General features: G+C 42.9%; 17 protein-coding genes. 9 read left to right on the top strand and 8 right to left on the bottom strand.

What is annotated here, in order from left to right; genetic code table 11:
* The first annotated feature begins 97 nt into the window (after positions 1-97).
* The gene (locus tag HG267_RS16965) at positions 98-340 is read left to right on the top strand and encodes a hypothetical protein (RefSeq protein ID WP_045870047.1); all 243 of its coding nucleotides are present in this window, start codon (positions 98-100) and stop codon (positions 338-340) included.
* Positions 341-361: 21 nt separating this feature from the next.
* Here the strand turns inward: HG267_RS16965 and HG267_RS16960 are convergent, their stop codons facing one another.
* Complete coding sequence (locus tag HG267_RS16960) at positions 362-1282, bottom strand: TIGR01777 family oxidoreductase (protein ID WP_045870048.1); 921 nt, start codon at positions 1280-1282, stop codon at positions 362-364.
* Positions 1283-1474: 192 nt separating this feature from the next.
* Between HG267_RS16960 and HG267_RS16955 the strand changes: the two genes are divergently transcribed.
* The gene (locus tag HG267_RS16955; RefSeq protein ID WP_045870049.1) at positions 1475-1822 is read left to right on the top strand and encodes a hypothetical protein; all 348 of its coding nucleotides are present in this window, start codon (positions 1475-1477) and stop codon (positions 1820-1822) included.
* A 415-nt stretch (positions 1823-2237) separates the two neighbouring features.
* Here HG267_RS16955 and HG267_RS16950 read toward each other — a convergent pair whose 3' ends face one another.
* Positions 2238-2741, bottom strand: coding sequence for an FHA domain-containing protein (locus HG267_RS16950; protein ID WP_045870050.1), 504 nt, complete (start codon positions 2739-2741; stop codon positions 2238-2240).
* A 211-nt stretch (positions 2742-2952) separates the two neighbouring features.
* Positions 2953-5424: a heavy metal translocating P-type ATPase gene (locus HG267_RS16945; RefSeq protein WP_045870051.1), complete on the bottom strand. Its 2472-nt coding sequence runs from the start codon at positions 5422-5424 to the stop codon at positions 2953-2955.
* Positions 5425-5541: 117 nt separating this feature from the next.
* On the opposite strand from HG267_RS16945, the gene HG267_RS16940 reads away from it, so the two are divergent.
* The gene (locus HG267_RS16940) at positions 5542-5691 is read left to right on the top strand and encodes a hypothetical protein (protein WP_155539187.1); all 150 of its coding nucleotides are present in this window, start codon (positions 5542-5544) and stop codon (positions 5689-5691) included.
* A gap of 409 nt (positions 5692-6100) precedes the next feature.
* Here HG267_RS16940 and HG267_RS16935 read toward each other — a convergent pair whose 3' ends face one another.
* Both HG267_RS16935 and HG267_RS16930 read right to left on the bottom strand, forming a co-directional pair.
* Complete coding sequence (locus HG267_RS16935; protein ID WP_045870052.1) at positions 6101-6376, bottom strand: TM2 domain-containing protein; 276 nt, start codon at positions 6374-6376, stop codon at positions 6101-6103.
* A 1147-nt stretch (positions 6377-7523) separates the two neighbouring features.
* A complete protein-coding gene (locus HG267_RS16930) occupies positions 7524-9098 on the bottom strand; it encodes a CPBP family intramembrane glutamic endopeptidase (protein ID WP_045870053.1) in 1575 nt (524 codons plus the stop codon).
* Positions 9099-9163: 65 nt separating this feature from the next.
* Between HG267_RS16930 and HG267_RS16925 the strand changes: the two genes are divergently transcribed.
* The 4 genes from HG267_RS16925 to HG267_RS16910 all read left to right on the top strand — a co-directional run bounded on the left by HG267_RS16925 (position 9164) and on the right by HG267_RS16910 (position 14324).
* On the top strand, positions 9164-9298 hold the full coding sequence (locus HG267_RS16925) for a hypothetical protein (RefSeq protein WP_255325198.1): 135 nt from the start codon (positions 9164-9166) through the stop codon (positions 9296-9298).
* Positions 9299-9713: 415 nt separating this feature from the next.
* Complete coding sequence (locus tag HG267_RS16920) at positions 9714-10154, top strand: hypothetical protein (RefSeq protein WP_045870054.1); 441 nt, start codon at positions 9714-9716, stop codon at positions 10152-10154.
* A gap of 72 nt (positions 10155-10226) precedes the next feature.
* A complete protein-coding gene (locus HG267_RS16915; protein WP_263420070.1) occupies positions 10227-14030 on the top strand; it encodes a HEAT repeat domain-containing protein in 3804 nt (1267 codons plus the stop codon).
* Positions 14031-14081: 51 nt separating this feature from the next.
* The gene (locus HG267_RS16910; RefSeq protein ID WP_155539189.1) at positions 14082-14324 is read left to right on the top strand and encodes a hypothetical protein; all 243 of its coding nucleotides are present in this window, start codon (positions 14082-14084) and stop codon (positions 14322-14324) included.
* Between the two features lie 129 nt (positions 14325-14453).
* Here HG267_RS16910 and HG267_RS16905 read toward each other — a convergent pair whose 3' ends face one another.
* Positions 14454-14789: a XisI protein gene (locus HG267_RS16905; RefSeq protein ID WP_045870055.1), complete on the bottom strand. Its 336-nt coding sequence runs from the start codon at positions 14787-14789 to the stop codon at positions 14454-14456.
* Positions 14777-15196, bottom strand: coding sequence for a XisH family protein (locus HG267_RS16900; protein WP_045870056.1), 420 nt, complete (start codon positions 15194-15196; stop codon positions 14777-14779). The genes HG267_RS16905 and HG267_RS16900 overlap by 13 nt, the downstream gene beginning before the upstream one ends.
* Before the next feature lie 211 nt (positions 15197-15407).
* On the opposite strand from HG267_RS16900, the gene HG267_RS16895 reads away from it, so the two are divergent.
* Complete coding sequence (locus tag HG267_RS16895) at positions 15408-16139, top strand: DUF1995 family protein (RefSeq protein WP_045870057.1); 732 nt, start codon at positions 15408-15410, stop codon at positions 16137-16139.
* A gap of 305 nt (positions 16140-16444) precedes the next feature.
* Positions 16445-16588, top strand: coding sequence for an alpha/beta hydrolase (locus HG267_RS16890; RefSeq protein WP_155539193.1), 144 nt, complete (start codon positions 16445-16447; stop codon positions 16586-16588).
* Here HG267_RS16890 and HG267_RS16885 read toward each other — a convergent pair.
* On the bottom strand, positions 16585-19629 hold the full coding sequence (locus HG267_RS16885; protein ID WP_045870058.1) for a zinc-dependent metalloprotease: 3045 nt from the start codon (positions 19627-19629) through the stop codon (positions 16585-16587). The two genes, HG267_RS16890 and HG267_RS16885, sit on opposite strands and share 4 nt — an antisense overlap.
* Positions 19630-19838: the final 209 nt, after the last annotated feature.

The following is a 19838-nucleotide window of genomic DNA, read 5'->3' as shown; positions in this document are numbered from 1 at the left end:
GCTAGGGTCTAGATAGTAGAATTATTGAGACTATAAAAATCAAGCTGAGTTTCTCATCCTTAGCTCCTAGTCCCTCACCTTCAATCACTATTTCTGTATGAAAGATAAATTGTTAAGCTGGCTCAACTACATTTTAGTCGCAGATGTATTTCTGGTTTTGTTGGGCTTTGCCTGGTTTGCGATCGCAGTTATTGGAGAAGCTTCTGGTATCAATTTAGGGCTAGATTTGTGGCATCAACTCTGGCAACCTTTATTTAACCCCGCGCTGGGGATTCTTATGGGAGGCGCGTTACTCAGCGGTTTAATCAATTGGGTGTCGCGCAAATTCCAGGCTGATTAGTTTAATTATTGACTGTTGACGTTATTGCAAAATTTCCCTAAGTGCTGCTGGTAATTCAGGATACTGATACTCAAAGCCTGATGCCACAGTGCGCTTAGGTAGCACGTTTTGACCTTCTAATACTACTTTTGCGCCATCTCCTAAAAGCGCTTCTAAAGCCAAAGCTGGTACAGGTAACCAAGAAGGACGATGCATTACTTGTCCCAGAGTTTGGCTTAACTCTGTCATCCGGACTGGATTTGGTGCAGTAGCATTATATACACCTTCTATCTCTGGTTTGGCGATCGCTTGCAGAATCAGATTAACTCCGTCATCTAGATGAATCCACGAAAACCATTGCCTACCACTACCAATAGGGCCACCAGCAAAGAGTTTGAAGGGAGTAATCATTTTACCCAAAGCGCCACCCATTCCCAGAACAATACCAAACCGGAGAATTACTAAGCGTACACCAGCATCTTTAACTTTGTTTGCTTCTGCTTCCCAAGCGAGACAGACTTCCGAGAGAAAATCATTTCCAGATTGGCTGGTTTCGTCAAAGGTAGCAGTTTCGCTAGTCCCATAGAACCCAATAGCTGAGGCGTTGACTAACACCTGTGGTTTGGGGTTAGCTTTAGCTATTGCTTCCACAATTTTTTGTGTTCCTAGCTGACGACTATTCAGAATCTCTTGTTTGTGTTCTGGTGTCCAGCGTTCTTCAGCGATGGGTTCCCCTGCTAGGTTCACCACAGCATCACAGCCTGCGATCGCATCCTGCCAAGGGCCGGATACAGTGGGTGTATAGGCAATAATCTCTACATTGGAGAACGCTTGAGAGGGAAAAACTTTTCTGGCAAAGGTTGTATTACGAGTTAACACTAACACGCTATGACCTTCCTGATGGAGTCGTGTTACCAAACGACTACCGATAAATCCTGATGCTCCCGCAATTGCTATTTTCATAATCCTCTACCTCCGCCAAAACCTATTTTAAAGTTTTTTATCAAATTTTCAGCTTGTAACGTTTTTCTTTTTGGGTAAAAAGACTTGGTTTGAGATTTTGGATGAGATTTCTTTAATGAATCTGTAATCACTTGCTGTTTACATGCTTCGATATTATAGGATGGACGGAGTGTTGCAAGGCGTGGGGCTATTATGGCTCGCTATACCTGTTCATTTATTGTTTCTGTTGCTGTTGAGCATCTCCAGCCGTTGCTTGTAGATTTGCTACAAGACTGTGAATTTGATATTCAATACTACACAGGCGATTACATTATGGCTCGAGAGATACCTGGGACTGTTCCATTTTCTAAAATGGTTAAAGTGGAAGTACTGATTGATAAATCGACAGCCACCGAAACAGAAACCCGGATGAGTATTGTGGTTAAAAATGAGGAACTGCCACTCCAACTAGATAATCACTGCCGACAAATGTTTGAATTTATCAAGCAGGCGATTGAACATAGTCGCCATTGGCATTTGATTGAAAGTTTAGCAGGGTAATTTTTGCTACATATTATTTTAGGCATCGGCTGCGGCTAGCTTCAGGCAAAGCTAGCTCAAGCGACGCGCCAAAAATTATACTCATACCAATTTTAGATTGTGAATTTAGCTCAAAATTCCTCACAACAGACTTTTCGAGCCAACTCCGTTGTATAGCAGGACTTACGCAAGCAAAATTTGTCATTGCGACCGGAACGAAGTGTAGGGAAGCAATCCCAGAATCTCAGGCGATTACGTCGCTGCGCTCGTAATGACGTAATTACGTGACTTTTGCGTAAGTCCTATATAGGTCTGATTATGTCCAACTGATCATGACAAACAGTAGCTTACAGCTTTTGTATCTGTAAGCAGTTAAAAGATTGGCAGCTTGAAATTTTTTTGAGCAAGCGCCTCTGATTTGATAATTTTATGGGTTTTAGATTTCCTCTAAATCATCAGTCATACCCGGATTTATTAGTGTAATATCATACTCACTAGCATCCGTCATACCTGAGCGATGAGTATTTCTTAACAAGTAATAAATGGCACGTACTTGTGGGCCAAAAACAATCTCGTCTTCATTTCTCAGATCGTGGGATTGCATCTTTCGCCCATTAATCATGAGACCGTTAGAACTGAGTTTGCCTTTAGCATCGCCATCAACAATTCGGTAATAATAGCTATGGCCATCCAGTTCGCGTGGTAACCTTACCAAGGTGGCATGGCGGCGAGAGACAAACTGCGACACCAATCGGATATTGCAATCGCGGTCTCTACCGATAGAGTAGATGGGATTTTCTAGCGAAAATTCCTTACGACCTTGATCATCCTCCAGAATCAGAAGATGGCTTTCGTTGGTTTCTGCGGCCATTGATGCGTCGTTGCTAAAATCGCTTGAAATTTGATTGCTGAAGATGTGTTTAATATAGTTTCCTGCCATTATTACGCATTACAGTCTGTGGTACTGCTTTAATAAGCATTTAAGTGCATTTTGACTCAATAGAGTAGAATATTGCTCTTCTACTCCTGCTATTTTCATTTTAGGAAGATTCTCAACAGATGTGGTAGATGCATCAATCCTGATGATTAGTAAATCTGCCGAGAAAGGCAGAATTGCGATTGAGTTGAGAGTATTATCTCCTAAAAGAAATTTACGGTCGATGAGCCAAACGCCGTAATAAAACTGAGTTACTAACAACACTAACTGAGCTGAATGCCATTAATGCGGCGGCACCAGATGGGCTAAGGAGAAAACCCAAACTTGGTAACAAAACACCTGCTGCTAAGGGAATACCAATTGTATTATATGCAAAAGCCCAGAATAAATTCTGACGGATTTTGTTGAATGTGGCACGGCTGAGGTGAATTGATTCCACAACATCGCTGAGGCGATCGCGCATTAATACAATAGCAGCAGTTTCCATTGCCACATCGGAACCTGAATACAATGCAATTCCCACATCTGCTTGCGATAAAGCAGGCGCATCATTAATTCCATCTCCCACCATTGCCACAATAGCTTGTGGTTTGGAGTTGTTTGTCATTTCGCCAGCTTGCAGGGATTGGATGGCTGCGGCTTTTTTACTGGGGGGAACACCAGCTATGACATCATCGCTACTTAGTCCCAGTTGTTTACCGATCGCACTCGCGGCTTCTTGGCGATCGCCACTGAGTAACATTACCCGTAAACCCATCTGGCGCAATTTATCGACTGTAGCTTTGGCATCTGGCCTGAGAGTATCGGCAACGCCAATAATTCCGGTTAAAATCCCGCCTACTGCTACACAAACAACTGTTTTCCCCTCTGCGGCTAACTTTTGGCTTAACTGTTGTGCAGTCTCGCTAATGGCAATTCCGTGCCAACTCAACCATTCCCAATTTCCCAATAAGACATTTTTACCTTGGACTACAGCCGATACTCCTAGTCCTGGTTCTGTATGAAACTCTACAGCCTCAGGGATAGTTAATTCTTGTCGCTGTGCTTCCTGCTGAATGGCTTTAGCAAGAGGGTGGAATGTGCCGCTTTCTACAGCCGCAGCAAATTGGAGAAGAGACTGAGGGTTAGGAACTAGAGAAAATTCGCCCTCAGAGGCTAATTCTTCAATTAGCAGACAATCTGTAACGGTGGGATTACCTGTAGTTAACGTGCCAGTTTTATCAAAGACTACTGTATCTAGCTGGTGAACTCGTTCCAAAACGTCACCGCCTTTGATTAACAAACCCCGTTCTGCACCTAAGCCAGTCCCAACGAGAATGGCTGTAGGTGTAGCCAAACCTAAAGCACAAGGACAAGCCACCACCATAACTGCGATCGCTAATTTTAAGCTGATCAGGAGTGGAGAATAATGAGCGGTAAGTGCTGAGTGCTGAGTGCTGAGTGGCGAGTGGTGGGCCATTTCCATGCTGGTTGACATGGCAATATCTGGCCAGATGTGAACACCAAAGAAATACCAAAAGACAAAGGTTAATGAAGCGGCTGCTAATACACCATAGGTAAAGTAACCAGCTACTGTATCAGCTAATTTCTGAACAGGTGCTTTGCGGGTTTGGGCATCTTCCACCAGGGCGACAATGTGGGCTAATGTGGTATCGCTACCTGTACGGGTGGCTTGAATTGCGATCGCCCCTGATTGATTAATAGTACCGGCTGTAACAAAATCTCCAGGTTGCTTAATTACTGGTACAGCTTCCCCTGTCAGCATGGATTCATCAACTGTGGTTTGTCCCCACCGCACCTCACCATCAACGGGGATTTTATCACCAGGCAATATCTGTAACCATTCACCTACTCGCACTTGTTCGGCAGGAATCTCGATGCTAGCAGAACCGATAACAGCATCTCGACCTGCACCATTACTTTCTTGCCCAATTTTCTCCGGGTTAGCAATCAACCGCGCTATTTGTGGCTGCAATGCTAGCAGTTGCCGAAACGCTGCCGCAGCGCGACCTCTAGCTTGTTGTTCTAATGTCCGCCCCAAAAGAATGAAGCCTAACATCATCACTGGTTCGTCAAAGAAGCATTCCCAACCCATTTGGGGGAAGAGTAGCGCCACCAAACTGGCTGTATAGGCTGTTAAGGTTCCCAAGCCGATCAAAGTATTCATGTTGGGCGCATTTCGCCGCCAGCCTAGCCAGCCATCAACTAAAATCGGGCGACCAGGAAATAGTATCGCCACTGTTGCCAGGCCACAATGGAACCAGATGTTATTTAAAATTGGCAGATTTGAGCCGCTAATCGTACCAAAATGCCCAATTGCTGAAAAAACTAAGAGCAAGCCAGCAACTACTAATTGCTTGAGTGCAGAGTGCATTTCTCGGTGCTGACGTGCTTCTGGATCTTCTCTAGTTGATGCGCTGGCGGCCGTTCGAGGCTGAGTAGGGAAGCCATTGGCACTCAAATGCTTTGCCAATTGTTCAGCATCCACTACACCCACTTCTGACTCTACAACTGCGACCTCAGTTGCCAGGTTTACACAGGCACTCTTGACTCCTGGATGTTGAGTTAGCTGCCTTTCTACTGCTTTCACACACCCAGCACACTTCATGCCCCCAACATCCAGAATTATTTTCTCTGTAATGGGCATCATTTCTGGGGTGAGATTCGTTTTGGGAACAAGTTGCATGGCAAGAGTTTAGTTAAATTCGCTGCAATTTTCAACGCTCATTACAAGCGTCCTAATTTGAGGGTAGGCGAAATTTTGAACTAAGACTGCTTGTCGCAGATAAATTTAAATAAGGGATTGGGGAACTCGGGGCCCCCTCTGGGGATAAGGGGTAATGGGGATTGGGGAGATGAGGGAGATGAGGGAGATGAGGGAGATGAGGGAGATGAGGGAGATGAGGGAGATGAGGGAGATGAGGGGGATGAGGGGGATGAGGGAGAATCCTAAACGAATTTCTTAATTACGAATTACGAATTACGAATTACGAATTACGAATTACGAATTCTTATAAGATACATAGACTAATGCTGCAATTTGGATAGGCAGAAAAGCAATTATGCTTTTTAGAAAATAGTTTATTTCTAGATTAGACATTGTGATGAAATATGCCGCACCAACTAGCAAGAAAAAGGCTAAGGAAAGTTTTTGATGTTTGATGTTGAGCATAATGGTAGATATAAAATGTCAATATATAGAGTTGCTTGCAGAAAGTTTATTTTATTGATGATATCGATTGTTTTCAGATAACCGACTTTTTATAAAAGTCGGTTATCTCAATATTTATGCATGATTTAGGATTTGTATATGCATTTAGCTTACATAGCCTGAAATATCAGTGAGATTGTGAGCTATAAATCTAAAACCAGCCCTGCTTATTGACAAAATAAGTGTCTACAAATTCTTCTTGAGACTTGTTTAAGTAGATCATGCCTTCAATCAAACCTATAAGTTGCATAATTAACAAAGTAAAACCGTAGGTAAAAGTACCGCCGACTACGGTGATAACTAGCATAATGAAGCCTTCTGGAGCATAACCAAGAATAAACTTATGTACTCCAAAACCACCGAAAATAATGCCACAGTAACCAGCGATTAGTTGTTTGTTCGCTTGGCTGGAGTTGAGATTTGCCATATTGACTGCTGCTCCTGGAGAAATAGGGGGTAATTTTAAATGATTCTTTCAGAAAAGTAGTAAATATATTCACTGAGGAAATATATTTTTACTTTCCCTAACGAAAAAGCTCTAATTTAGATAAATAAGCATAACCAAATTGTCACGATACCTGAGGAATCGTCAGCATAATGGTTAAGGGTTAAAGATAAGGATAGAAAGGAAAAGGAAAACCTTTAACCATCACCCATAAATTTTTTACCCAAATTAAACTTTCTGTTCAAAATGTTGAATCGAGTACTTTTGAAACAGAGGTTATTTGATATTGTTTGGAACTATATCGTGCTTCGATACCTGAGTGACTTTTGTATCTTTAGGCTACAAATTTCAACAGATGAGTTTTGCCAAATCTTAGGTGAATTTTTCTCTTGAGGAGAATTCACTTTCAATTATCAGCAAATACCCCTATGTTGGAATACCCCTATTTACAAGTTCATCAGTTTTATGTCCGGAATTTTTTGGATATGGCTGCAATGATGAGGATATATTTAATGGAAACTTTATAGAAAGTACCAGTATAGGCATCTTCCCACACAAAAGAAACAATTTTTCCACTACCAAAATACATGGAAGTAGATTGTGCAAAAACTCATCAATCACTGCTAGCTGCTTTCCCAAGCATTCTGAAACAGAATTTTTGGGAAGCTAATCCCTATCTCTACAAGGACTGATATGGCTTAGAGGTGACTCAATGTCACTCTAGAAATTTACTATGTATTTTTTGGTATTGCTGAAGAGGTTTGTACCACCAGCAATATTGACCCTAAAAATAGCATTTATTGATGGTAAGTACTGACTGAGAAAAGTGCTAAGTATCGAGTAAAAAAATACTCCTACTTAGTCTCTAGCCTCTCAATACTTTTCGGTTAAGGGGAAAAAGGGGAATGGGAAAAGGGAAAGAAACAACCTTTCACCCTTACCCTTTAACCTTTTTCCCAAAAGCTATTTTGAGTTCAAAACGCTATCCCTTGTAGTATTGTCTCGCTCTAGCTTCTCTTCTCTACTTTGTGGCTGGCTTTATAGCTGCAATGATTGTCATATATTATTGCCATATATGGAGATGAAAGCAAATATTTTTCTGCTTCGGCAACCGTGAATTTACGTATAATTAATTACCGCTACCTAGAATAAACAAACTGAGTAGAGTGCCACTATTCCAAAGACTGTGGAGCAGCATCGGTGCGAGGAGGTTACGCGATCGCGTGTAGACTACACCTAAGACGATCCCCAAAGCTGTGAGGGGGAGAATTTCCGATAAGCTGAGGTGAGCAGCCGCAAATAGTAAGCTACTTAACAGAATTGATCCCCACACAGGAAGGTAACGAGTCAGGGAAGGTAACAAGAAACCTCGGAAAAGAATTTCTTCAAAAACAGGAGCTGCGATCGCAGCTGTGATAAAAAATATTCCTAGTGCGACAGTATCTTGACTTTCTAATGCCAGTTGTAACAAGGGATTACTACCGCCTTGTCCTTGCCATAGCTGTTGATTAATCAAAGACACGACTACTACTATTGGTAAAGCGGCGCAATAGCCACCTAATCCCCATAAAAACCATTTACTGCGGAGATTGAAGCGAAACCAGTATTCTGGTAGTGGGAAAAAGCGCTTAATCGATAAATATAGTACTGCTAGCGCCCCTGATGCGACGATAATATAACGCAGCAAAACCGAGAAAGCCTGAAAGCGCACATCACCACCACTCAAGGAGAAGGGGAGCAGGGATAATATTAAAGGTACAAAAACTTGCCCCATCAAGAAAAAGCCGATAACAAAAACTTGGAGAATCGTTTCACCACCCCAAGGAGTTGACCAAGCTACATCAGCATTTTGAGCTAATAAAGCGGCTTTTCCCTTCACCAAATATTGCACTAAGACTGCAATTAGCAGTACTATCCCAATGACAGCTGCCAAGGTGGGGATGATCCCAATTACCGCTAACTTCACGACAGCTTGAGCAGCAGTTTCTTGTTGTGCTGCTTTTACTGTCGCCAGTGCATCGGGACGTTGCTGAAGTTGGTATAGTTGCACTAAGGCTGTAGCACGAAACCAACCATCTAAATTCTTTTGAATCAACTGTTGAGCATTGGGGAGCAGACGGGGAGGATTACTCCATAACCCTGTTAATACAGCAGAGGTTTCGGGAAATTCTGGACTAATATCTGAGCGTTGCTGGACATCATCCCAAGTCTTAATTGCTGTCTCAGTCTTTCCCTGCTGTGCTTGTAAAATTCCCAAACGTAAATCTAATTCCGCCGATAATTTTTGCAGTTGCTTGAGAGACTGCTGCAACTGTTGCTCTTGTGGATTAGCCGGATTTTCTCCGGGACGAGTTTCTGGTAAAGGTTTAGACGGTGCGGGAGTGTTAACTGCAGGAGAACGCAATTTTTCCAGTTGAGTTTTAGCTTTCTCCAAATTGGTTTGTACCGATTTCCGCGCATCTTGATATTGCTTGGCAGCATTTTCCAGAGGTTCCTCACCCAGTATGGTTTCGCGAACCACTTGTAAATTTTCTTTGCTGCTCTCTTCTGGTTGCCAAGCTTGTGCTTGTAGCGCCAAATTTGTTTGGTACAACTCCAAGCGGCTTTGAAACTGAGGTTCCTGCCAACTGCCAAATAAAGACAAGCCAGACAACGCCAAGGAAATCAGCGTTAATCCAATTAAACCCAACCGTTTGATAGTCATTATCTCCCCTTGACTAACCTTTTTAAAGCGCGTGCCCCTTGGAATTATCGCAAGAAAAAGGGGGAATGGGGAATGGGGAATGGGGAATGGGGATTGGGGAATGGGGAATGGGGATTGGGGAATGGGGAATGGGGAATGGGGAATGGGGAATGGGAAATGGGGAATGGGGAATGGGGAATGGGGAATTGTTTTTTTTCTGAGCAGTAGGGGTATTGGCGGCGTAAAACCTACTATTAGGGACTTCCAAATAAAAAAATATCCCAGTATTTATTGTGGGGTGGACATCTTGTCCGCCCAGTTTATGTGGCGGGCAAGATGCCCGCCCCACAAGATGGAATAATTTATTTCTTGGAAGTCCCTTAAGTGACACTAAGTCATTTAATTCCTTTTCCCCTTTACCTTTGACCCCTGGTGTTAGTAGCAGATGAACAGCAAAAAATAGCAGGACTTACGCAAGCAAAATTTGTCATTGCGACCGGAACGAAGTGTAGGGAAGCAATCCCAGAATCTCAGGCAATTACGTCGCTGCGCTCGTAATGACGTAATTCCGTGACTTTTGCGTAAGTCCTAAATAGATTAAATTAATTTTTATATATAGTTATTATTACTGAGTATATGGAACCTGTGACGCTGACGGCTGTGGTAACTGCGATCGCGACTATACTTTTGACTAAACCACTAGAGAAAGTAGGCGAAAACATTGGTGATGTGGTTTGGACGCAAAGTGGCAAGTTAATTGAAAAGCTCCGCACTAAGCATAAATTGCCATTGCTGACTGCGGCTGTAGAAGCCAAAGAACCCCAACGATTAGATTATGGTCAAGCAGTGCTGGAACTGCAAGCAGCAGCAGCACAAGACCCGGAAATTGCTCAAGCAGTTGTGGATGTCGAAACAGCCGCTAAAAATAGTCAGTCTGAGACGGGCAAAGAAATTCAAAAACTAGTAGAACAAATCAACTCACACCCGTCAGTTGTTAACAATGCAAAGTTAGCGGATGAGATTAAGAATGTCTTCCAAGGAAATCAATTTAACGCCCCTGTCACGTTTAACAACTGACTAAAGTCGTCCGATAGGGAGGATGGGACAAAGTTAACTCCCGATGACTGGCGTGAAATCTGTCGTGAAATATTGGCAGAACGGCGCAAGCTGACTACAAATCCTCTGTCATCAACTGAAGGGGTCGCCCTGCAAGTTGATGATGTTTACGTACCACTAGGATTAGTTGAGCGCAAAAAACCATCTAAACGTCAGGGTGATGTTTCTCCAGAACAGGGTTCAGAACTTTACAAGGAGACAGAAATCACCAAAACATTTGAGCATGATGCTTTTCTGGAAGAAGTTTTAAAACACAAGAACACACCTAAAAGTAAAGGTAAGCGAATTGCAGTTATTGGTGAACCAGGAGCAGGAAAGACAACACTATTACAGCAGATTGCTGATTGGGTATCGCGTGAGATTCACCAGTCGATTGTCATTTGGGTATCTTTAGCAGATTTGCGAGGAAAGGAATTAAAAACTTATCTGTTTGAGACTTGGTTGACTCAAGTGTCTGAGAAAATAGGGAAAGCTGAAGCCACTAAGCAACTAAAGGATGATTTTGTTGCTCTGTTTAATCGAAATAATGTGTGGCTGCTGCTAGATGGGTTAGATGAAATGTCCACATCTTCAGGTAATCCTCTCACAGAAATTGCACGACAATTCCGTGAAGCAGGGTTAATTTCTCAAGCGCGAATTGTGCTAACCTGTCGGGTTAATCTGTGGGATGGCAGCATTAATGCACTTGATGATTTTGATACCTATCGCACTTTAGATTTTTCTTATCCAGAACAGGTAGAGAGATTTATTCATAAATGGTTCAGTGCTATTCCGGAAAAGGGAAATCAGTTATGCAGTGATTTGCAAGAACCGGGTAAAGAACGGATTCAGGATTTAGTCAAAAATCCTCTGCGGTTGACCCTGCTGTGTTTGAATTGGCAATCGGGAGATGGCAAATTACCAGATACTCAAGCGGGACTCTATCAGCAATTTGTTGATGACTTTTACAAGTGGAAGAAAGACGAATTTGCTACAACATCTGGCCAGCGTCAGAAACTCAATATCAAATTAGGGGAATTGGCTAAAGCCGCAATAGACAAAGAAGCAACGCGGTTTCGCTTGCGGCAAGATTTTGTTAATCAATTCTTAGGGGATGTTGATGATGAAAATTCGTTGCTGAAATTGGCACTAAATCGCGGCTGGCTGAACAGTATAGGGATAGATGAACAGAGAAAACCTGTTTACGCTTTCTTTCATGCCTCATTTCAAGAATACTTTGCTGCTAAAGCAATTGATGATTGGCATTTCTTTCTTAATCACGTTCCCAAAAATCCTAGTCAAGGAACTTATCGCATCTTTGAACTCCAATGGAAGCAAACAATATTACTTTGGTTAGGGCGAGAAGAAGAAAAGCTCAAACAGCAAAAGCAAGAGTTGATCGATGCTTTAGTGAACTTTAAAGACGGATGTGGTAAGTGGAATAGAAAAAGATTTTATGAATATCAGGCTTACTTTTTAGCTGCCGCAGGTATTGCAGAGTTTAGAGCTTATTCTAGATCACCTGAAATAGTAGAACAAATTGTCAACTGGGCAACTGGTTATTTAAAAATTGTTTTTTTTAATAAAAAAATATATTTACCATTTCACTATCCTATTGCCGAGGAAGCCAATTTAGCACTACAACAGACAGACCGGACAGAAGCAATCGCAGCCTTGGTACGAATGCTGCAATCAAATAATCTGGATGACGATACCCGTTGGCTGAATCTGGATGACTTCACCCGTAGGGAAGCAGCATCAAGCTTAGGGGAAATCGGCACTGGCAATGAAATTGCGATCGCAGCCTTGGTACAACTGCTGCAATCAAATCATCTGAATAACAGCACCCGTAAGCAGGCAGTATCAAGCGTAGAGAAAATCGGCACTGGCAATGAAATTGCGATCGCAGCTTTGGTGCAACTGCTGCAATCAACTAATCTAGATGACGATACCCGTAGGGAAGCAGCATTAAGCGTAGAGAAAATCGGCACTGGCAATAAAATTGCGATCGCAGCCTTGATGCAACTGCTGAAATCAACTAATTTGGATGACGATACCCGTTGGCGAGCAGCATCAAGCTTAGAGAAAATCGGCACTGGCAATGAAATTGCGATCACCGCCTTGGTGCAACTGCTGCAATCAACTAATTTGGATGACTTCACCCGTTGGCGAGCAGCATCAAGCTTAGGGAAAATCGACCCAGGCAATGAAATTGCGATCCTAGCCTTGGTGCAACTGCTGCAATCAACTAATCTGGGTGACGATACCCGTTGGCGAGCAGCATCAAGCTTAGAGAAAATCGGCACTGGCAATGAAATTGCGATCCTAGCCTTGGTGCAACTGCTGCAATCAACTAATCTGGATGACTTCACCCGTAGGGAAGCAGCATCAAGCTTAGGGAAAATCGGCACTGGCAATGAAATTGCGATCCTAGCCTTGGTGCAACTGCTGCAATCAACTAATCTGGATGACTTCACCCGTAGGGAAGCAGCATCAAGCTTAGGAGAAATCGACCCAGGCAATGAAATTGCGATCCTAGCCTTGGTGCAACTGCTGCAATCAACTAATCTGGATGACTTCACCCGTTGGCGAGCAGCATCAAGCTTAGGGAAAATCGGCACTGGCAATGAAATTGCGATCCTAGCCTTGGTGCAACTGCTGCAATCAACTAATCTGGGTGACGATACCCGTAGGGAAGCAGCATCAAGCTTAGGGAAAATCGGCACTGGCAATGAAATTGCGATCCTAGCCTTGGTGCAACTGCTGCAATCAACTAATCTGGATGACTTCACCCGTAGGGAAGCAGCATCAAGCTTAGGAGAAATCGGCACTGGCAATGAAATTGCGATCCTAGCCTTGGTGCAACTGCTGCAATCAACTAATCTGGGTGACGATACCCGTTGGCGAGCAGCATCAAGCTTAGAGAAAATCGGCACTGGCAATGAAATTGCGATCCTAGCCTTGGTGCAACTGCTGCAATCAACTAATCTGGATGACTTCACCCGTAGGGAAGCAGCATCAAGCTTAGGAGAAATCGGCACTGGCAATGAAATTGCGATCCTAGCCTTGGTGCAACTGCTGCAATCAACTAATCTGGGTGACGATACCCGTTGGCGAGCAGCATCAAGCTTAGAGAAAATCGGCACTGGCAATGAAATTGCGATCACCGCCTTGGTGCAACTGCTGCAATCAACTAATTTGGATGACGATACCCGTTGGCGAGCAGCATCAAGCTTAGAGAAAATCGACCCAGGCAATGAAATTGCGATCCTAGCCTTGGTGCAACTGCTGCAATCAACTAATCTGGGTGACGATACCCGTTGGCGAGCAGCATCAAGCTTAGAGAAAATCGGCACTGGCAATGAAATTGCGATTGCCGCTTTGGTGCAACTGCTATTAACTAATCTATATGACTACACCAGTTGGCTGGCAGCATATAGCTTAGGGAGAATCGGCACAGGCAATAAATTTGCGATCGCTGCTTTGGTGCAATTGCTGCTATCAAATCATCTGCATGACTACATCCGTCAGGTGGCAGCAATTAGCTTAGGGGAAATCGACCCAGGCAATGAAATTGCGATCGCCGCTTTGGTGCAACTGCTGCAATCAACTACTGTGGATGACGACATCCGTTTGCAGGCAGCAAATAGCTTAGGGGAAATTATAAATAATCAGCATCGCGTTGATGTAGTCAAAGCTTTAAGTGGTTATTGGCAATTAAATGATCAATACTACGATTTAGCCTGGAAATGCGCCCAGAATATGCCTTACCCCGACTTCTATCAAGCTTGGCATCAGCATAATTTTGTTACTCGTGCGCTGCAAACCTTAAAGAAAATCCTCTTAACAAGAATTTAAGTACTTTTACCGCAGCCACGTTACAAATGTCGTGCGTTAAGTAACAACAACTTGCCTATTCTTTACGAATGTCGTGATGTTGGTGACGAACATCGTGATGTTGGTGACGAACATCGTAAGGTTGGTGACGAACATCGTGATGTTGGTGATGAACATCGTGATGTTGGTGATGAATGTCGTGAGGTTGGTGACGAACATCGTGATGTTGGTGACGAACATCGTCATGTTGGTGACGAATGCTTATGTTGTGGTCACCACAGCTTAAGCAAAACTTATCAATCAACGCTATTCTAGTTTTGCTTGTGCGTCAACTTAGAGAGTCAAGCCTTTCGTGAGAAAAACGGATTCATAATACAAAGGCGATCGCTTCCTAAAATCCAAGGTTAGGAAATGCTAATCAATCAAATTTGCACTACTACTTATCTAAGAAATCGCAAATTCTGTGTGTTTTCGCTGTTCCAGGGGTCGAAAAGCCAGAACAATCTGCTTTTTGGGAATTCCCTCGGCTACTAAGTCATTCGCGATACCTTCTTCTGTCCCATCGTGTTGAATCCAAAGTTTATGATCAATCACATCAATGTGCAGCAAAGTGCCATAGATGCGATAACCGTCTTGCCAGCCTGTTTCAACTAACAGATAGCGATCGCGTTCTCTATCTAACACTAACTCAACTTTTACCCCATCATCACTCTGGAGAAAGTCGGCATAGTCTTGGAATACTTTTTCAATTGTCTGACGATATTGGGTTAGTGAATCCATCGGCTAATTGCCTCCTGACTCGGATCAAAGGTTACTAAACGAATGATGCCATCTTCAATCAAGGTTTGTCCGGCTTCTTCTTCAAAGACAGTCTTGCAAGTTGCTTCAGTAACAGCAAGATACAGGATATGCTCTGGATAGTACCGCTTCAATAATTGCGCGTACAAAACAAATTGACCTAACGCCTCTTCAAGATCCTTCATATCCGAAGGACGGGTAAAGCTTTTAACTTCGACAGCAATCTTTTCGGTGCCACGTTCAGCTGCCAGCAATCGTTCTGCCCCCAAATCGACAAATAGGTTTTTACCTCGCGCCAGACGAATTCGTAGGGGATCATGAGTGATGATCCAGCCATCTTTAATCAGGGCATTTTTAACGTTATCGTGATACAGGTCTCTGGCAGGCATATTTTTTTGATTGTATCGTGCCTGTTATCAAGATTATATGAGCAGGCGATCGCACTTCGTTGAGAAGCTATCATTACTCACATCTGTGAGGCTTTCGTAACTCGTAATTAATAATTTGTAATTACGAATTACCATTAAACCTTTATTTCCATACAGTTTGGATAGCCAATACTGAAACAATGGAAGTATACACAAAAGTAAAATGCCGACAATGAGTGAACTTCCCAAGAGTCTTGAAGAAGCGATCGCCCAATCTCGCATAGCTACCCAAGCAGCTTTAGCTGATGGTTGTACTCGCTTACAAGTTGAGTATTTGTTTCCCGAACTTAAAATGATGCTGGTGGCGGCAGACTTTTTACCAATGTTTGCCGAATATGGTTCTGGCTTGAAGATTTTCTTTGCTGATGCTGGTGCTGCTGCCCTTGCTCGTCGTGAATGGGCAGATACGCCATATAAAATTGAGGATATTGGTACAGGTAGGGCAACTCCTGTCGGATCAAAAGTGAAGCCAGAGGATGAAATTTTTCTCTTTATTACCCCAACATCTGTGGAAGTCCCGCAGATGGAAAAACTTTGTCAAGAAATAGGCGATCGCCCCATAGTTCTTTTAAATCCCCGCCTCGAAGATTTTGGGATTGTCGGTATTGGTTATGCAGGAAGACAAACCCGTCAACGTTTTATTAGCACCATAGAATCTTCCTACTACCTCCGCCCTGTAGACGACGAAACAGCCGTTTTCCGGTGCTACCCTGGGTTATGGGAAGTTTGGGTAGAAAAAGACGGCGATTATCAAAAAATCACAGAATTACCCAACAGACCTTCAGGTGATGAGTTAGATCTCATTCTAATGAAACAATCCCAAACAGCAACAGACGGTACACCTGCCAAAAAACCAAGTGTGTTTAAGAGTTTGCAACGATTCATCAAAGCGTTGAGTAGTTAGAAGGGGGACTGGGGACTGGGGGACTGGGGGATGAGGGGGATGAGGGAGATGAGGGAGATGAGGGAGCAGAGGGAGATGAGGGAGCAGGGGTGCAGGGGAGAATAGCCATTACCACCTGTGTCAACTTAACGTGAAACCCGCTTGGTTGAAAGGTTTCCGCCCTCACCCCCAGCCCCTCTCCCACAGGGAGAAGGGAGCAAGAGATTTAGTTCCCCTTCTCCTCGGGGAGAAGGGGTTAGGGGATGAGGGCGTGGGGTATTTGTACAACGCCCGCCCTATATCGCTTTTAGCTTAAGTTGACACCAATGAGCCATTACTCATTACTCATTACTCATTACTCATTACTCATTACTCATTACTCATTACTCATTACTCATTACTCATTACTCATTACTCATTACTCATTACTCATTACCCATGCCCCATGCCCCATGCCCCATCCCAATTAATTACTTCTTATCGGCGCATTCAAGACTTTCTCAATGCGATCGCGTGTTTCTAAGATGTGCGCTTTTGTATATTCATCGTCAGAATTGACTCCTGCTAGTTTTTCGTTAAGTTGCTTGATTTTATACCATGCCAAAGTACGTGCATCTTCAGGTACATATTCTTTGCGTAACACCATATCGCTCAAAATATTCACATATTCCCTCTGCAAGCCTCGCCGCAGGCTGGAAATCTTCAGGGGTTTGCTTTGAGGTTTGATGATTTCTGTCCAAATATCTGTTTGCAGAGTATCTAATAGCTCTGGAATAGTAAGTGTTTTTTCGGTAGGATTTTTGAGTTCAATGTCCTTGAGGCGGGTAAGGCGATCGCCTGAAAGTAAATCCATTAATACCGCACTCTGCAAGATTAACACCAAGTCATGAATTGGGTAATCTAAACGCCCAATCATTGGATAGCTACCCCAGTGATACCAGCGAGAAGGTGCTAATTTATTCAGCAATTCTGGCGAGAAGTTAAACGCATCTTCAGCAAAGACATATTTATTTAACGTCGCTAATGCTTGGCGTTGTTCTTCTACTGGTACGGCTTGGAATGGTAATCGCTTTTGTCCACTTAGTTTGGTAGATGAGGCGCTAGCACGAATGCGATAAAAGGACTGTCCGCCAATATATTTTGTGGTGTAAAAAATATTTTGGAAGTAGTTACCTAAGACAGTACCAAAGCGATCGCTCAAATCGCTAAAACTTTCTCCGGCAATGGGATAACGTTTGGTGAGACGATCCCACATCACCCGAGAATTATCTAGCTGCCATTGGGAATACCGCAGTACATTACCGCTATTATCCCAAGCATTCGCAGTCGGGTCGAGGTCATATCTATCTTCATCTGTAGAGTAACTCAACTCTGGGCGATCGGATTGGCTAGCAATTTCTTCTAAAAATGATTTCTCGGCGATGGGGGTTGAGGCTTGTGTAGGTGTGTAACCGTATTGAATTGCCCAATCATCATAAGGGCCAACCATACTGGGGAAATAATCACCCTGTTTGGTACCTTGGGGGGCAATATTTGGCGGAATGTAATCCATCACCGAAGCTGTTAAACCTTTGTGATTCGTAATCTGCTGATCGTTGAGTTCTTCCGGTGGGAGTAGATTGCTACCCCGGAAATTGTGACGTAACCCCAAGGTGTGACCAACTTCGTGGGCAATAATTAAGCGTAAGTATTGATTGATATATGCTTTTAATTGCTCTTGGCTAGTGGTGTTATCTTCTAGAAGTGTCATTGCCAAGGAACCCAAGGCAAACTGCTGCGAGGCTTCCATACCGTAGCATAAGTCTGACTCACCAGCGATTTTCGCTAAACGACCTAACCAAGGCTTTTGCTTTGCTTCTTGCTGGGGATTAGTCTTAGATTTGCCACCTAAGCCATTGACGCAAAGCATATTATTTTGCATCAACGCCGATAAAGAAGTACGTGAAGATGAGACATTGGGTTGTACTATTTGACGATACTCATTCTTCAGTACACGGACAAAGCTGCCATCTACTAAAATATCTGCATCTAAAATCTCTCCAGTTAAGGGATTAACACGGGATGGCCCCCTAGCAAAAAAACCATCAATGGTGTTAATCCAACGGATAGTGTTGTAGCGAATATCCGCAGGGTCCCATGTGGCATTATCTGGCATTTGCCGCACTTCAATTGCGTCCTTAAAGCCTGCCTTGATAAAGGCTTTATTCCACATTAATATCCCTTCTTTAATGGCATCGCGATACTCAAAAGGTACAGCGTTATCAATCCAGAAAACAACTGGTTTTTTCGGTCGAGATATTGCTGCTTGTGGGTCGGCTTTTTCTAAGTTCCAACGATTGATATAACGTACAAATGGGTCGCCGCGATCGTCTTTAGATAAGTCTTGATAAGCAGTGATAAAATAGCCCACACGCTCGTCAGCTAAACGAGGTTGATATTTATTGTTGGGCAACTGGGAAATACTATAGTGCAGGCGCAGAGTAAAGCCACGGCTGTCAGCTAAAGACTCAAAGTTAAGCATTTCACTATCTTTACTGCTACCGCCACCACCAGAAAAATTTAAAACTGTTTCTACTTCTATGTTTTCTGGAAAGACTTTGGCTTCACCAAAATATGATTGGTCTGTACCACCAGGTAGCCCCAAACTTAGAGATAAGCCTGCTAAATCTGTCAGTAACAAATCGCCCAAGTCAATCAGCAGAGTTTTGCGTTCTGGATGAATGCTTTTAATGGGAATAGTGTACAGTACAGAGTCACTAAAAGACCGAGCTAGCGATCGCGCTTGCGGATCTCCTTCACGAGTCCGAAAATTAACATTACGAACAGCAAATTGCAGGTTATTATCCACTCGTTTAAAGTAAAATAAAAAGTCCTGCAAAGGCATACCGCTATAAATACCCTGCTCCCCAATCCCAGATTCCAAGGTAGAAGTGGCTAGATAATTTTTATTTAGTTGCTCTGGCTGAATTTCTAAATAAATTTTATTCTTTTCTTTCTGGCGATAAAGCGTGAACACTCCCGCTGACTTTTCAGTATCTTTAGTAACTTCATCAAATGGCTCTAAGTCATCCTTTTTTGGTGGCTTACTCGATGAGTTAGGTTTTTCGCTAGGCTTGTCTGGGGTTTTGACCGCTTGTAAAAAAGGTTGTTTCCCAACTTCTTTCGGACTTTGAACTATCCAGTTAAAAGGTTGCTGCTGTACTTGTTGATTTTGATTAAGCACCCAGACTTGATCCGTCTTTTGCCCTAAAGAATGGGGTAACTGTGATGCTTCTAAGGCTCGTTTGAGAGCATTATTGTCTAGCTTTTTTACAGCTTTCAGGTTTTGTAGGCTACTCTCTGACTTTTCTGTACCCTTGACTGTGACTGGTTTTACACTAACTTTATCTACCTTTTGGAGATTGTGTAACTCAGTATTTACTCTGTTATTAGGTACAGACTTAGCACTAGCGGTTGTTAATCCTAAAAACAAACCGTGCAACAAAATTACATAAAAAGTTAATCTATTCATTTAATCAATCCCCGATAACAATCAATAGCTAATTTCTCATTGTTGTAAAGTTAAGCTACTTGGCGCTGATCTAACTGAAGCTTATTCTAAAAATATTATTAGCTGGCTAATATCCAGCAGTGAACTTTTTCGTTAAGTTATCATTATTTTTTTGAATCTGATTGGACAGTTTTACTGTAGTATTTTTGCTAACAATTGTGTCTGTAGCA

Origin of the sequence: Tolypothrix sp. PCC 7601 (genome assembly GCF_025677855.1) — a bacterium.
Lineage (GTDB): Bacteria > Cyanobacteriota > Cyanobacteriia > Cyanobacteriales > Nostocaceae > Aulosira > Aulosira diplosiphon.
The sequence above is the reverse complement of the archived record's forward strand: the minus strand, read 5'-3'. Positions and strand labels throughout refer to the sequence as shown.

Excerpts from the sequence above, each read along its gene's own strand:
- HG267_RS16960 (WP_045870048.1), bottom strand. The coding sequence starts at position 1,282 with ATGAAAATAGCAATTGCGGGAGCATCAGGATTTATCGGTAGTCGTTTG.
- HG267_RS16900 (WP_045870056.1), bottom strand. The coding sequence starts at position 15,196 with ATGCCTGCCAGAGACCTGTATCACGATAACGTTAAAAATGCCCTGATT.
- HG267_RS16890 (WP_155539193.1), top strand. The coding sequence starts at position 16,445 with ATGAGCCATTACTCATTACTCATTACTCATTACTCATTACTCATTACT.
- HG267_RS16925 (WP_255325198.1), top strand. The coding sequence starts at position 9,164 with ATGGGGAATGGGGAATGGGGAATGGGGATTGGGGAATGGGGAATGGGG.
- HG267_RS16945 (WP_045870051.1), bottom strand. The coding sequence starts at position 5,424 with ATGCAACTTGTTCCCAAAACGAATCTCACCCCAGAAATGATGCCCATT.
- HG267_RS16930 (WP_045870053.1), bottom strand. The coding sequence starts at position 9,098 with ATGACTATCAAACGGTTGGGTTTAATTGGATTAACGCTGATTTCCTTG.
- HG267_RS16885 (WP_045870058.1), bottom strand. The coding sequence starts at position 19,629 with ATGAATAGATTAACTTTTTATGTAATTTTGTTGCACGGTTTGTTTTTA.
- HG267_RS16920 (WP_045870054.1), top strand. The coding sequence starts at position 9,714 with ATGGAACCTGTGACGCTGACGGCTGTGGTAACTGCGATCGCGACTATA.
- HG267_RS16950 (WP_045870050.1), bottom strand. The coding sequence starts at position 2,741 with ATGGCAGGAAACTATATTAAACACATCTTCAGCAATCAAATTTCAAGC.
- HG267_RS16905 (WP_045870055.1), bottom strand. The coding sequence starts at position 14,789 with ATGGATTCACTAACCCAATATCGTCAGACAATTGAAAAAGTATTCCAA.
- HG267_RS16955 (WP_045870049.1), top strand. The coding sequence starts at position 1,475 with ATGGCTCGCTATACCTGTTCATTTATTGTTTCTGTTGCTGTTGAGCAT.
- HG267_RS16895 (WP_045870057.1), top strand. The coding sequence starts at position 15,408 with ATGAGTGAACTTCCCAAGAGTCTTGAAGAAGCGATCGCCCAATCTCGC.
- HG267_RS16935 (WP_045870052.1), bottom strand. The coding sequence starts at position 6,376 with ATGGCAAATCTCAACTCCAGCCAAGCGAACAAACAACTAATCGCTGGT.
- HG267_RS16965 (WP_045870047.1), top strand. The coding sequence starts at position 98 with ATGAAAGATAAATTGTTAAGCTGGCTCAACTACATTTTAGTCGCAGAT.